Source organism: Prevotella koreensis (assembly GCF_003977605.1).
GTDB lineage: Bacteria > Bacteroidota > Bacteroidia > Bacteroidales > Bacteroidaceae > Prevotella > Prevotella koreensis.
Map to the genome: position 1 here is coordinate 502,349 of NZ_RYYU01000001.1, position 14,820 is coordinate 517,168.

11 protein-coding genes are annotated in these 14,820 nt (G+C 44.3%); all 11 read left to right on the plus strand.

Annotated elements, in window-relative coordinates; genetic code table 11:
• The first annotated feature begins 33 nt into the window (after positions 1–33).
• Entirely contained in the window at positions 34–1,077 is a 1,044-nt protein-coding gene (gene lpxD / locus EHV08_RS02110) for a UDP-3-O-(3-hydroxymyristoyl)glucosamine N-acyltransferase (protein WP_126677779.1), read from the plus strand.
• Between the two features lie 35 nt (positions 1,078–1,112).
• Positions 1,113–2,498: a bifunctional UDP-3-O-[3-hydroxymyristoyl] N-acetylglucosamine deacetylase/3-hydroxyacyl-ACP dehydratase gene (locus EHV08_RS02115; protein ID WP_126677780.1), complete on the plus strand. Its 1,386-nt coding sequence runs from the start codon at positions 1,113–1,115 to the stop codon at positions 2,496–2,498.
• 112 nt (positions 2,499–2,610) lie between these two features.
• Entirely contained in the window at positions 2,611–3,384 is a 774-nt protein-coding gene (lpxA, locus tag EHV08_RS02120) for an acyl-ACP--UDP-N-acetylglucosamine O-acyltransferase (protein ID WP_126677781.1), read from the plus strand.
• A gap of 1 nt (position 3,385) precedes the next feature.
• Complete coding sequence (gene miaA / locus EHV08_RS02125) at positions 3,386–4,294, plus strand: tRNA (adenosine(37)-N6)-dimethylallyltransferase MiaA (protein ID WP_126677782.1); 909 nt, start codon at positions 3,386–3,388, stop codon at positions 4,292–4,294.
• Between the two features lie 51 nt (positions 4,295–4,345).
• Positions 4,346–6,814, plus strand: coding sequence for a transglycosylase domain-containing protein (locus EHV08_RS02130; RefSeq protein ID WP_126677783.1), 2,469 nt, complete (start codon positions 4,346–4,348; stop codon positions 6,812–6,814).
• Between the two features lie 228 nt (positions 6,815–7,042).
• The gene (locus EHV08_RS02135; protein WP_126677784.1) at positions 7,043–9,601 is read left to right on the plus strand and encodes an alpha-amylase family glycosyl hydrolase; all 2,559 of its coding nucleotides are present in this window, start codon (positions 7,043–7,045) and stop codon (positions 9,599–9,601) included.
• Positions 9,602–9,801: 200 nt separating this feature from the next.
• Positions 9,802–9,972, plus strand: coding sequence for a hypothetical protein (locus tag EHV08_RS11400; protein WP_158676037.1), 171 nt, complete (start codon positions 9,802–9,804; stop codon positions 9,970–9,972).
• A 337-nt stretch (positions 9,973–10,309) separates the two neighbouring features.
• Positions 10,310–10,981: an ABC transporter ATP-binding protein gene (locus EHV08_RS02140; RefSeq protein ID WP_390892055.1), complete on the plus strand. Its 672-nt coding sequence runs from the start codon at positions 10,310–10,312 to the stop codon at positions 10,979–10,981.
• 48 nt (positions 10,982–11,029) lie between these two features.
• On the plus strand, positions 11,030–12,289 hold the full coding sequence (locus tag EHV08_RS02145) for an ABC transporter permease (RefSeq protein ID WP_126677785.1): 1,260 nt from the start codon (positions 11,030–11,032) through the stop codon (positions 12,287–12,289).
• A gap of 100 nt (positions 12,290–12,389) precedes the next feature.
• Complete coding sequence (locus EHV08_RS02150) at positions 12,390–13,637, plus strand: ABC transporter permease (RefSeq protein ID WP_126677786.1); 1,248 nt, start codon at positions 12,390–12,392, stop codon at positions 13,635–13,637.
• Positions 13,638–13,696: 59 nt separating this feature from the next.
• On the plus strand, positions 13,697–14,809 hold the full coding sequence (locus EHV08_RS02155; protein ID WP_126677787.1) for an efflux RND transporter periplasmic adaptor subunit: 1,113 nt from the start codon (positions 13,697–13,699) through the stop codon (positions 14,807–14,809).
• The last annotated feature ends 11 nt before the right edge of the window (positions 14,810–14,820 follow it).

Consider the following 14,820-nt stretch of genomic DNA (forward strand, 5'->3'; position numbering starts at 1 on the left):
TTTGCAACTGATTTTGTATATATAATAAGAAAGATGGAATTTACCGCAAAGCAAATTGCCGGATTTATACAGGGTGAAATAGAGGGCGACGAAAATGCCAAGATAAACTCTTTTGCCAAAATAGAAGAAGGTAAAGAAGGGGCTATTTCTTTCCTCTCAAATCCCAAATACACTCATTTTATTTATGATACGGAGTCGAGTGTGGTGCTGATAAATAGAGACCTCGTACTCGAAAAACCGGTCAAGACAACACTCATCAGAGTGGATAACGCATACGATTGCGTGGCCAAACTATTGCAAATCTATCAGCAGATGCAACCCGGACGCACGGGTATCGACCCGAAAGCGAGCGTTGCAGAAAATGCAAAGATAGGCGAGGGGTGCTATGTTGGGCCGTTCGCAGTGATTGAGGAGGGCGTAGAGATAGGAGACAACACTCAGATTTATCCCAATACGGTAATCTGTAAGTGTACTAAGGTGGGTTGCGGATGCGTAATCTACCCTAACGTCACTATCTATCACGACTGTCGAGTAGGCAATCGGGTTACCATACACTCCGGAAGCGTGATAGGAGCCGATGGTTTCGGCTTTGCTCCGAACGAAAATGGTTATGATAAGATACCGCAGATAGGCATCGTTACAATAGAAGACGACGTGGAAATAGGCGCGAATACATGTGTTGACCGCTCGACAATGGGAAGCACGATTATCAGAAAAGGTGTCAAACTTGACAACCTTGTGCAGATTGCACACAATGTTGAAGTTGGCGAAAATACGGTAATGTCTGCTCAAGTGGGACTTGCCGGTAGCACGAAAGTTGGAAAATGGTGCATGTTCGGAGGTCAGGCAGGCTGCGCCGGACATATCACCGTGGCCGACAAGACATTTGTCGGAGCGCAATGCGGTGTCATTAGCAATACGAAAGGCAATGGAGAGAGCCTTATAGGAAGTCCTGCAACCGACCCGAAGGAATTTTTCCGCGCATTCGCCGTATATAAGAAGTTGCCCCAGATTTACAAAGAGATTGCACAGTTAAAGCGTGAACTCGAAGAAATGAAAGAGGTAAAGAAAGTATAAGGTATAATAGTAACAGATAATTAAAAACTCACAATATGTCAAAGCAAACAACTCTAAAAGGAAGTTTCGCTCTTTGCGGTAAAGGACTTCACACCGGACTAAGCCTCACCGTAACGTTTAATCCCGCAGCAGAGAATACGGGATATAAGATACAGCGAATAGACCTTGACGGGCAACCGATTATCGATGCTGTCGCAGAAAATGTGGTAGAAACAACGCGCGGCACGGTTATCGGTAAGAAAGACATCAGAATCTCGACCATAGAGCACGCAATGTCGGCACTTTATGCTATGGGAATAGACAACTGTCTGATGCAGGTGAACGGTCCGGAGTTTCCGATACTCGATGGATCTGCAACAATGTATGTAGATAAGATTAACGAAATAGGCATCGAGGAGCAGAACGCACCAAAGGACTACTACGTAATACGTCACAAGCATGAGGTGATAGACGAGAAAAGCGGCTCTGTTATAACAATCCTTCCGGATGAGGAGTTCTCAATCACCGCTATGTGTTCGTTTGATTCGAAATTCATAAACAGCCAGTTCGCATCGCTCGACAATATGGAAAAATATGCCGATGAAGTGGCTGCGGCACGCACATTCGTATTCGTGCGTGATATTGAACCATTGCTGAACGCTAATCTGATAAAGGGCGGCGACCTGAATAACGCTATCGTAATATATGAACAGAAAACCACACAGGAGCGTCTCGACAAACTTGCCGACCTGCTCGGAGTGGCACACATGGATGCAAACAACATCGGATATATACAGCACAAACCGCTTGTGTGGGAGAACGAGTGTACTCGTCACAAACTACTTGACATAATTGGCGATATGGCGCTGATAGGAAAGCCGATAAAGGGACGTATCATTGCTACTCGTCCGGGGCATACTATCAACAATAAATTTGCCCGCATGATGCGCAAGGAAATACGCAAACACGAGGTACAGGCTCCGTTCTACAACCCTAACGAAGCACCGGTGATGGACGTGAATCGTATTCGCGAACTGCTCCCGCACCGCTATCCCATGCAACTTGTTGACAAGGTGATTTCTCTCGGCCCAACGAGCATCGTGGGATTGAAGAACATTACAAGCAACGAGCCTTTCTTCCAAGGACATTTCCCACAGGAACCGGTTATGCCCGGAGTGCTGCAAATTGAGGCAATGGCACAGTGTGGAGGACTTCTCGTGCTTAATAATGTCGAGGAACCTGAAAAGTGGAGCACATATTTCCTCAAGATAGACGATGTGAAGTTCCGCCAAAAGGTGGTGCCCGGTGACACGCTTCTTTTCAAAGTTGACCTGCTTGCACCGGTACGTCACGGCATATCTTCGATGAAAGGATATATGTTTGTGGGTGACCAAGTTGTCAGTGAGGCAACGTTCACGGCGCAGATAGTGAAGAACAAGTAATAGACTGACTCTGATATACTGCCTGCAAGGGCGGCATTTATAACCATTGAAAGACCCGAATCCCTTTTAGGTCTTCCCGAACTTCGGGTTAGAGAGGGATAAACTTAAATCTATGGCAAACCAGATAAGTCCTTTAGCATTCGTTCATCCCGAGGCGATACTCGGCGATGGCAACATCATCGGACCATTTTGCTACATCGACCGTAATACCGTTATCGGTGATAATAACGTGATGCAGAACAGCGTCACGGTGAATTACGGAGCACGTATCGGTTCGGGCAATGAGGTATTCCCCGGCGCAAGTCTTTCTACTAAGCCGCAAGACTTGAAGTTTCAAGGCGAAGACTCTATCTGCGAGATAGGCAATAACAACTCTATCCGTGAGAATGTAACCATTTCAAGGGGTACGGCAAGCAAAGGCAAAACCACCGTAGGCAATAATAACCTGCTGATGGAGAACATGCACATTGCCCACGATTGTGTTGTAGGTTCAAACTGCATAATCGGCAATTCCACAAAATTTGCCGGAGAGGTTACCGTTGACGACTGTGCCATTATTTCCGCATCGGTGCTTATTCATCAGTTCTGTCGCATCGGCGGATACGTTATGGTGCAGGGTGGAAGTCGTTCGTCACAAGATATTCCGCCGTATATAATTGCCGGAAAAGAACCTATACGATATGCGGGAGTAAACCTTATAGGTCTGCGCCGCCGTGGATATAGCAACGAACAGATAGAACAGATACACACGGCCTATCGTCTTCTCTATTCCAAGGGACTGCTTTCAGAGGGTGTCGAGGAAATAAAGAACAGTCTTCCGATGACTCCTGAGATAAAGTATATCATTGATTTCGTTGAGAGTTCCAAGAGAGGAATATTGAGATAAGGTGTTAAAGAAAGGTTTTCTTATTGTAATACTCGGCCCCACAGGCGTAGGCAAGACAGAACTTTGTCTCAGTGTGGCCGAGCATTTTCATATACCTATAATAAACGCGGACTCCAGACAAATATTCCGCGACATACCAATAGGTACTGCTGCACCGACAATCGAACAACAGTCGAGGGTGAAGCATTTCCTTGTCGGAACTCACGACATTTGCGATTATTACAGTGCCTCATCTTACGAACAGGATGCTCTGACGTTGATTGGCAAGCAGTTGGAAACAGACAACTTGGCATTGCTCACCGGCGGAAGCATGATGTATATTGATGCGGTATGCAAAGGCATTGACGATATTCCTACTATCCGTGAGGATATTCGCATTGAGATGAAACGCAGATATGCCGAAGAGGGACTTGACTCGCTTGTTGAGGAACTGCGAAGGCTTGACCCTTGCCATTATGAGATTGTAGATAAGAAAAACCATCGCCGCGTTATACATGCCCTGGAGATATGTCACCAGACCGGCAAGACATATACATCGTTCAGAAAAGACGAGAAAAAAGAACGTCCGTTCAATATAATAAAGATAGGACTTGACCGTCCAAGAGAAGAACTTTACGAGCGAATAAATCTCCGTGTGGATAGTATGATTGCCGACGGACTTGTGGATGAGGCGCGCCGTATGCTCCCTTTTAGAAACGAGAATGCCTTGAATACAGTAGGATATAAGGAGATATTCACTTATTTCGATGGCGTTTTGCAACTCGATGAGGCAATAGAGCGTATCAAAGGGAATACACGTAGGTATTGCCGAAAGCAACTTACATGGTTCAAGCGCGATGAAGAAATAAGGTGGTTCTCACCAAACAATGTTGAAGAAATCATAAATTATATAGAAAGCGTTGTCAACTGATACGCTTTTTTTGTATTTTTGCAAAGTAATCTTTTATGAAAGAAAAGTAATATGGCAAAAAAATCACTTTCTAAGAAAATATCAAAGACATTATCATGGTGCAGGCAAAGATTCTTTGCTTTTAAGAAATGGTATAAGGGTCTTTATATCAACAGGCCTTGGTATGTCAAGACCATGGCTGCCGTTGCTACCTTAATGGTGTCTTTCATGCTCTATCTCGGTGCCGTGGATATGAATTTCCTGTGGCTGTTCGGCAAGTCACCCGGTTTCTTTCAGATAAGCAATCCTGTAACAAGTGATGCCTCGGAAATATACAGTGCCGACGGAGTGCTTATAGGTAGATATTATAACGAGAATCGCACTCCGGTAGAACATTCAGACGTTAATCCCGCATTCTGGCGCGCACTAATAGACACGGAGGACGAACGTTTTTACAAACACTTTGGCATAGACCCTATAGGCTTGTTCGCTGTGGTAAAAGATATGATTTTCGGGGGCGATGCGCGTGGAGCATCTACTATCACACAGCAGTTGGCCAAGAATATGTTCAGAGTGCGAACCCAGTACAGTACGGGCATACTTGGGAACATTCCTGGCATACGTATGCTGATAATGAAGAGCAAAGAGTGGATTATTGCCGTAAAACTTGAGTGTTTATACAGCAAGGATGAAATACTTACGATGTATGCCAATACTGTTGATTTCGGTGCCAATTCGTTCGGAATAAAGATTGCATGTAAGACATATTTCAACACCACTCCACAGAAAATGACATTGGAGCAGGCCGCTACTCTTGTGGGAATGTTGAAGGCCACTACTACTTATAATCCCATATCTCACCCGGAGAACAGTATAGCAAGAAGGAATGTGGTGCTTGACAACATGATGAGACTGGGCGATATAACCAAGGAACAGAAAGATTCAATATCGAAGATTCCTATGAAACTCGATGTGAAAGTTGACAACCCATACGATGGTCAGGCAACATATTTCCGCGAGGCAGTGGCAAAACACCTGAAAGAATGGTGTGAATACAATGGTTACGACCTATATACCAGTGGACTGAAGATATACACCACCATCGATACACGAATGCAAAAATATGCTGAAGAGGCTGCATTCAAACAGATGAGACAGGTGCAGCGTAATTTCGACAACCATTGGCATGGAGCCGAACCATGGCGTGATGAGAACCAGCAGGTGATACCTGGATTCATAGAGAATATAGCAATGAAACTTCCTGTGTATGAAAGTTTGAAGAAGAAGTTCCCCAACTCTCCCGACTCCATTACCCATTATCTCAATAAACCACACAAGGTGAGACTCTTCGACTATGAAAAAGGAAGCATTGAAAAGGAAATGTCGACAATGGATTCCATACGATACATGGTGAGTTTCATGCACTGCGGCTTTGTGGCTATGGAACCACAGAATGGTCATGTCAAGGCCTGGGTGGGCGACATCGATTTCGCTTCGTGGAAATATGACAAGGTAGAAGCAATGCGACAACCCGGTTCCACGTTCAAACTCTTTGTCTATACTGAGGCTATGAACCAAGGATTAACGCCCTGTGACAAGCGTCGTGACGAGTATATACGAATGGAAGTGTATGACAAGAAGAAGCATGAAACAACCATCTGGACACCTCATAACTCTGATGGTAGATTCACAGGAGACAGTATTCCGCTGAAATCGGCATTCGCACGGAGTATCAACACCATTGCCGTAAGGCTGGGACAAGAGATGGGAATAAAGAATATCATTGCCACTGCAGAGCGCATGGGTATCAAGAGTCCGCTCGATGACCAACCGTCATTGGCTCTTGGCTCGAGCGATGTCAACCTTCTTGAAATGGCGAATGCTTACTCCACAATAGCCAACAACGGCACACACATTGAGCCTGTGCTTGTTACACGCATCATCGACCGTAACGGCGAAGAGGTTTTCCTTGCACCATCTGACGGCGAGGAGGCCGTCTCTAAGAAGACTGCAGGACTTGTGCAGCAACTTCTTATGGGCGGAATGCGCGAACCGGGAGGTACGTCGATGTCGCTGTGGCAGTATGTCAGTCAGTTCACTGATACCGACTTTGGCGGCAAGACAGGAACTTCAAACAACCACTCCGATGCTTGGTTCATGGGCGTTTCGCCACGACTTGTGGTCGGAGCGTGGGTAGGAGGCGAATATCGAAGCATCCATTTCCGTACAGGTGCTTTGGGACAAGGCTCGCGAACGGCGTTGCCAATTTGCGGACTTTTCCTTGAGAAAGTGCTTGCAGACCCTGCTTTCAAACGTTACAGAGCACATTTTCCATCACCGTCATCGCTCGGAATAACACAAGATATGTACTATTGTGGTGGTTGGACTCCTGCTCGTCAAGAGACAAACGACAGTATATATGATGAAGACGGAGAAACAGAGTACGATGAGAACGGCTATCCGATATTGCCACCGAATAACAAGGAGACCGATGACAATGTCAAGGAGTCGGAAAATGAGGTGATTCTCGACAATCTGTAGATGGTTTATTTATATTAAAAACGTGTTACGGACATTCTCAAGCGGTGTCCGTAACACGTTTTTTATGTGCTTTTTATGCAAACGTTTACATTGTGACAGATAATGATAATGCACATAACAATTACAGATGTTATTTTTACTTTATATTTTTGCACATACATCCTTGGGGCAATAAGGAAATCGTAAGAAAAAACTTTTAAACAAATAATAATTTTATCAAACTGTTTTATGAGACGTTTAATTCAAATAGTATTTCTATGGTGTTTGTGCATACCTATCTTTGCACAGGCCGAAGGCTGGCCTTCACAGTACAAAGGCGTGATGTTGCAAGGATTCTATTGGGACTCATACGATGACACCAAATGGTCTGTTTTGACAAATCAAGCAGAAGAACTTTCAAGAAATTTCTCACTCATTTGGATACCCAATGCCGGAAAAACATCAAGTTTTTATCACGACCCAAATAGCAAGAGCATGGGTTATGACCCATGTTTCTGGCTCAACAACAACTCATGTTTCGGTACAGAAGAACAACTCCGGACAATGATTTCTACTTTCAAAGAAAAAGAAACGGGAATTATTGCCGACGTAGTGGTGAATCATAAGAACGGATTGGACTCTTGGGCAGATTTCCCCAACGAAAATGTGACAGGCAGTAAGACCGGTTTCAACTATTCTTTGACATGGGATAACAACAACTTTTCTGGCATTTGTCGCACCGATGAGGCAAATCGTAAGGACGATTCTCCTGTAAAGGGCAAACTGACAGGAAACGATGATACCGGAGATGATTTCGATGGTTATCGCGATCTCGATCATACCAATGCCACTGTTCAGCAGAACATAAAGACATACGTGAACTTCCTGAAGAACGAATTGGAGTATGCCGGATTCCGTTATGACATGGTGAAAGGTTTCGGTGCAGGTTTTATACAGATATATAACAACGAAGCAAAGCCGACATATTCTGTGGGCGAATATTGGGACGGAAACTATACCAACGTCGTAAACTGGATAAAGGGAACCGGATATACCTCTGCGGCATTCGATTTTCCGCTGAAAGACATTATCAATAACGCTTTCGAGAACAACAATTGGGGAGCACTTTCAAACAAAGGAATTGCCGGCGATCCTAACATGAGTCGCTATGCTGTGACATTCGTTGACAACCACGACACTTACAGAGAAAAATCAAACCGATTGGACAATAACGTTTTGGCAGCCAACGCATTCATTCTTGCAATGCCCGGAACGCCTTGCATATTCCTGCAACATTGGAAAGACCACAAGGTGGAACTGGCGAAGATGATAGCGGCACGCAAAGAGGCCGGTATCACCAATCAAAGCAAAATAGTGTCAGGTAAATATTACGATGGCGGATATGTTACAATAGTGCAGGGAGAAAACAAAAAAGTGATGGTTCTCAGTGGCTTTCCGCAAGGGGTAGATATGCGAGGATATACCAAAGTGTCTGAGGGAACAGCCGAAAATCCTAACTATGCCTACTATATCGAGACCGAAACGGCAAAAGACATAAATGTATATGTGAAAGCCGATCAAGACCCATTATATTTGTATGTATGGGGAGCGAACGATGAAGTACTTTCAGATGGTTGGCCGGGAACACAACTCGGACACAAGAAGATGGTGGGTGATACGCCTTACTACTATATGACTTTCAAAACAAATAGTCTGAATTTCATAGTAAGTAAGGGAGGTGACGATACCAAGACCGGTAACATTGAGAATATAACAGGTGATGTATTCTACACATATAGCAACAATAATGTTACTGACGAAACGGAAGAGAATAAGGATAAGGTTATCAGTGATGAAATAAGTCCTCTCACATTCAACAATAATGAGTTGGTGGCGTTCTTCGAATCACCGGTAGCATGGAACAGCGTATCGTGCTGGGCATGGAATACCGAACGACAAGGGGTGAAATATACAGGCGACAACTGGCCCGGACAACCATGCCAATATGTGGGCAAGGCTGCCAATGGCAATAAAATTTGGAAATGGAAATATAATAATTCTCAGACCGACAGTCCAAACAAATTTCTGTTTAACGACGGACAGGACAATACAAGTGTGAAGAGTTCGGAATACGAGATTATTAACGGAGGATATTACACAATGTCTGCAAGAACCGGTATCGGTATAAACACCACAACGCTTTTCGACCGCGAATTTACCGCCAATCGCCGCAGCACTATTTGTTTGCCGTTCGGAATCTCGTCAGAAGAAATGTCGCAGTTGAAAGGAAAGGCATATTATATGGCAGAGAAGAAAGGCGACGTGTTAATATTCAAGGAAGTAACGGCAATAGAAGCATTCAAACCTTATCTCTTCGTTGCAAACGTAACAGCCAAGAGTCTGCAGCCGTTCAACGATAAATACATACTCTGCGGAACACCTATACCGGAACAAGTGGGTACCTTTAAATTCATTGGTACAATGGAGCGCAAGAACATTGTTTCTGATAATACAACAAATTATTATATATATATCGCAAACGATGGTACATTTGCACAGGCAAACGAGCAACATGGTGTTAACGTCGGAGCGTTCCGCTGCTATTTCTCATGTCCCACCGGGACATCACCGGCAAAGGATATTGAGTTCGAGAGCACAACAGGTATCAATCATCATGTTTCCACATCGACACACGATGGCAACATATACAACCTGAACGGAACACTCGTTGCTAAAGATGGCAACATGGAACGTTTGCCAAAAGGGATATACATATTGAATGGTAAAAAAATATCAAGTATGTATTAAAAATAAGTTCTCATGATATTTATGTCTCTCTTTCAGTCATTCCGCTCTTATTAAAATAAAGAGTGTAACTGGTTACATGACTGATTAAAGACGAGAGGAGAATGAAAAAGAGACATAAAGATGATGACAAAGTAAACAAAGAAGAAAGATAGATTGTAGATGTGTTCAATTTAGAACATCTACTTATAAAATAAACGACAATGAAGAAATACGAAAAACCGGAAATAAATCTTGTCCATGTAAATTGTGAAGGACTGTTGGGAACAATATCTCAAGGAACAAGCGACGTGCCTATCGCCCCTGACGGAACTGAGGCAGGAGCCAAGGAAAATGATTACACATCATGGGAAGATGATGAAGACTTCTCTTAACCGAAACAACTGGCGAGGCATTGAAGGCTTTAGACTGTGGTCATGACAATTAATGGCTTTTGCTAATCATAGGTAATGCCGGGCAATTCTGAATGTTTTGCCCGGCTTTTTCTATGACATAACGGAACAAATTGGGCGAAATTGAAAAGCAAATTGGGCGAAATTGCTTTGCAAAATGGGCGGTTTTGGTCAGCAAATTGGGCGAAATTACATTCGTATGCCATACTAAACGCATAACACTACACAAGTTTTCACATTAAAAGAAAGTATAAAAAAGTGTTTTTTTGTTTGCCATGTTATCGTTTTTATATATCTTTGCTACCCGAAAAAGTACGATATGGAAAGTATAATACATCTGAGAGGTGTAAACAAGACCTATCTTGGTGCACAACCGTTGCATGTGCTGAAAGGAATCGACCTTGACATCAGCCGTGGCGAGTTTGTGAGCATCATGGGAGCGTCAGGCTCAGGTAAATCTACTTTACTCAACATTCTCGGTATTCTCGACAACTACGATTCCGGAGAATATGTTCTCGGAGGGACGTTGATAAAAGACCTCAGCGAGCGTAAGGCCGCCGAATACCGAAACAGAATGATAGGATTTATTTTCCAGTCGTTCAATCTCATATCATTCAAAACGGCAGTGGAGAATGTTGAATTACCATTGTTCTATCAGGGTGTTGGTCGTCGCAAGCGTCATCAGATGGCAATGGAATATCTCGACAAACTGGGATTGAAGGCTTGGGCCGACCACTATCCAAACGAAATGTCGGGAGGACAGAAACAGCGTGTTGCCACGGCACGCGCATTGATTACAAACCCACAGATAATACTTGCCGACGAACCTACCGGTGCTCTCGATTCCAAAACGAGTGTGGAAGTGATGCAACTGCTGAAAGACTTGAACCGCAATGAGGGAATGACGATGATTATCGTGACACACGATCCGGGGGTAGCAGGGCAGACCGATAGGGTGATAAGGATTAAGGATGGGGTGATTGAGCGTTGAGTGTTGAGAGATGAGTGTTGAACGTGGAGCGATGAATGGATATTAACTATGCGTGATATATTTGCAGAAATTTTAGCGACAGCAAGGAGGAATAAACTGCGCACGGCACTGACAGGATTTTCAGTGGCGTGGGGTATTTTCATGATTATATTTCTGCTTGGTGCCGGTAACGGACTGATAAACGCAAATATGCAAAAGACATCGCGATTCTTCAGTAACTCGATGATGGTGGGCGCAGGCTCCACAACAAAGGCTTACAACGGACTGAAAGAAGGGCGCAATATAACGCTGAACGATAAAGACATCTCTACTACAAACAAAGAGTTTGGCAATGTAATAGATAAAGTGGTGGCCTCAATACAGCAATCGGGAAACATCGTAAGCCGCGGGGATAGTTATGTCAGTACGCAAATGCAGGGAGTATATCCCGATGATGCGTTGGTTGACAAGAAAGAAATGCTTTGCGGACGATTTATTAACGACATTGATTTGCAGGAAAGACGCAAGGTTATCGTTATGAATAACGATGATGCCAAGGAACTGTGGAATGGTGAGATGAAAGATTTCGTTGGCGAGTATGTCAATGTGGGCAAAATGACATTTCGCGTAGTTGGTATATACAAGGCCGATAAAAGCGGACGAAATGCTTATATATACACTCCGTTTACCACTTTCCGTACGATATATAATAAAGGTGACAAGACTGATATTATAGTGTTCTCGTTCCACGGACTGAAAACCGAAAAGGAAAACGAGGATTTCGAGAAGCAATACAAGGCAAGAATCAACAGTAACCACCAAGCAGCACCCGACGATGAGGGAGCAATATGGATATGGAATCGTTTCACGCAGAGCATGCAGATGGATAAAGGAACAAGAATCATACAGACGGCATTGTGGGTTATTGGTTTGTTCACGCTGTTGAGTGGTATCGTCGGGGTGTCGAATATCATGCTCATTACTGTGAAAGAACGCACACGCGAGTTCGGAATAAGGAAAGCCATTGGTGCAACACCGTGGTCTATCCTGAAACTTATAATAATAGAGAGTGTTATAATAACTACGTTCTTCGGATATTTGGGAATGTTGTTCGGGGTGGCAGCCAACGAATATATGGATGCAACCATCGGACATACCAAGGTGAATTCCGGAGTGTTCGAGGCTACTATATTCCTTAACCCGACAGTCGGTTTAGACGTTTGCATAGAAGCAACGTTGCTGATGGTGATAGCCGGAACGGTTGCCGGGATGGTTCCCGCAAGGAAAGCGGCAAGGATAAGGCCGATTGAGGCACTGAGGGCGGAGTGATGAGCGTTGAGTGTTGAGCGTTCTTTCTTCGCTTTGCTTCGAAAGAGTTTTCTGTCGTATTCGGGTGGAGTGATAAGTTGAATGTTGAAAAGTAAAAAAGGTGCTACTATTTGATATTGACCGTCATAGAGAAATTCTCGATACAATAACGAGAAACAAGAGCCGCTCGTTGCTTACAGGCTTTGGGGTGTTCTGGGGCATATTCATGCTTGTGACACTGCTCGGAGGTGGCAATGGATTGCGCGAGTTGCTGTCAAGCAACTTTGACGGTTTCGCCACAAACTCGGCAATGATATGGGCACAGCCTACGACAAAGCCATGTAACGGACTGCGTAAAGGCAGATCGTGGAGCATGAACTATAACGATGTGGTGAGGCTTAAGCAGCATGTGGCAGGTCTTGAGGAGGTTCAGCCTATGATTTCTGAATGGGGACGCACGGCCACATACGGTGAGAAAAAGAGCAGTGTGACAATGAAAGGACTGCTCGCAGGCTATCAGAATGTGGAACAACCGAAGTTGAAATACGGGAGATTTCTCAATGATATGGACATAAAGCAGAACCGTAAGGTGTGTGTCATTGGAAAGAATATATATAAGGAACTGTTCCCCGGTGGCGGCAACCCATGCGGAAAGCGCATCTGTGTGGATAATATATATTATAATGTGGTAGGTGTTGACTACTCAAGCGGCAATATCAACATAAACGGAAATGCCGACGAATCGGTATCGGTACCGCTGTCGATGATGCAGCAGGCTTACAATAAAGGCGACACCGTACACATTATTGCCGTTACTGCGAAATATGGAGTGCCAATAAGCGAGATAACCGACAATATGCGAGCGGTGATTGCAAAGGCTCACTATATAGACCCTACTGACGAGAAAGCCATAAGTGTTTTCAACTCGGAGGTGATGTTCGGAATGGTAAGCAACCTTTTCTCGGGAGTGAATTTCCTGATAATGCTTGTCGGTATCGGCACTCTGTTTGCCGGAGCGATTGGTGTTAGCAATATAATGATGGTCACGGTAAAAGAACGGACGACAGAAATCGGAATACGCAGGGCGATAGGAGCGACACCATCTAACATTCTCTCGCAGATAATAACCGAGAGTATGTTGCTCACGACAGTGGCCGGAATGATGGGAATACTATTCTCGGTATTTATTCTGGAGATGCTGGAACTGGGAAATACCACCGATGGTATTCTTGCCGCTCACTTCCAAATAAGTTTCTGGGCGGCACTTGCGGCACTCGCACTTCTTAGTGTGTTGGGCGTAGTGGCAGGGCTTGCTCCGGCATTGAGAGCGATGAATATAAAACCTGTTGATGCTATGAGGGATGAGTGATGAGCGTTGAGGATTGATGGATGAGTGTTGAGCGATTATGAAAAGTAAATCATAAATATATGAAACGATATTATAAATTTGTTTTGGCGGCTTTGGTTACATTGGTGTTCCTTGGGACATTTGTGTTTCTATACATAAAGTCCCTGCCTAAGGAAGATGTGTATGACGAGTTTGAACCGAAAGTGATGAATATCAGTAAGACTACAGTAATCACCGGTAAGATAGAGCCACGCAATGAAATCAATGTGAAACCGCAGATAAGCGGTATCATAACAGAGATTTATAAAGTTGCCGGAGACGTTGTGACTGCCGGAGAAGTGATTGCTAAGGTGAAGGTGATACCCGACATGTCGCAACTGAGTTCGGCACAGAGTCGAGTGAGCCTTGCCAACATTAACCTGAAACAGGCACAGACAGACTATGAGCGTGAAAAGACATTATACGATAAGGGACTCGTCAGTGCTGACGAATATGATAAAGTGCATCAGGTTCTGAAACAGGCACAGGAAGAGAAAAAGGCTGCCACTGACGCGTTGCAGGTTGTGCGCGACGGTGTGTCGGCAAGCAATGCCAGTGCAAGCAGTACATTAATACGTTCTACGATAAGCGGAATAATACTCGATATACCGGTGAAAGTGGGAAACTCGGTGATTCTGAGCAACGCTTTCAACGATGGAACAACTATAGCAAGCGTTGCAGATATGCGCGACCTTATATTCCGTGGCAATATTGACGAGACAGAGGTGGGGCAACTGCACGAGGGAATGGTTATGAAAATAACCATTGGTGCACTGCAAGACCTGCATTTCGATGCACGTCTTGAATACATATCGCCCAAGGCCATAGAGACAAACGGTGCAAACCAGTTTGAGGTAAAGGCTGCGGTAAGTGTTCCTGCGGGAAGTAAACTGCGCTCCGGTTACAGTGCAAATGCAGAGATTGAATTGCAGAGTGCAAAAGGAGTGCTATCTATTCCGGAGAGTGCAATAGTGTTTGAAAATTCGGAAACATACGTATATATAGTAAAAGGTGAAGGAGACAATAAGACCTATGAGCGTAAGAAAGTGGTTACTGGTCTGAGTGACGGAGTGAACATCGAGATACGCAGCGGACTGAAAAAGACCGATAAGGTGAGAGGTCCGAAGGTTGTGGAAGATGAAAAAGAGAATTAAAGAACACAGAT

What these genes read in the sequence shown, in the direction of transcription:
- lpxD (WP_126677779.1), top strand. Translation starts at nt 34, where the DNA reads ATGGAATTTACCGCAAAGCAAATTGCCGGATTTATACAGGGTGAAATA.
- EHV08_RS02115 (WP_126677780.1), top strand. Translation starts at nt 1,113, where the DNA reads ATGTCAAAGCAAACAACTCTAAAAGGAAGTTTCGCTCTTTGCGGTAAA.
- lpxA (WP_126677781.1), top strand. Translation starts at nt 2,611, where the DNA reads ATGGCAAACCAGATAAGTCCTTTAGCATTCGTTCATCCCGAGGCGATA.
- EHV08_RS02130 (WP_126677783.1), top strand. Translation starts at nt 4,346, where the DNA reads ATGGCAAAAAAATCACTTTCTAAGAAAATATCAAAGACATTATCATGG.
- EHV08_RS02135 (WP_126677784.1), top strand. Translation starts at nt 7,043, where the DNA reads ATGAGACGTTTAATTCAAATAGTATTTCTATGGTGTTTGTGCATACCT.
- EHV08_RS11400 (WP_158676037.1), top strand. Translation starts at nt 9,802, where the DNA reads ATGAAGAAATACGAAAAACCGGAAATAAATCTTGTCCATGTAAATTGT.
- EHV08_RS02140 (WP_390892055.1), top strand. Translation starts at nt 10,310, where the DNA reads ATGGAAAGTATAATACATCTGAGAGGTGTAAACAAGACCTATCTTGGT.
- EHV08_RS02145 (WP_126677785.1), top strand. Translation starts at nt 11,030, where the DNA reads ATGCGTGATATATTTGCAGAAATTTTAGCGACAGCAAGGAGGAATAAA.
- EHV08_RS02155 (WP_126677787.1), top strand. Translation starts at nt 13,697, where the DNA reads ATGAAACGATATTATAAATTTGTTTTGGCGGCTTTGGTTACATTGGTG.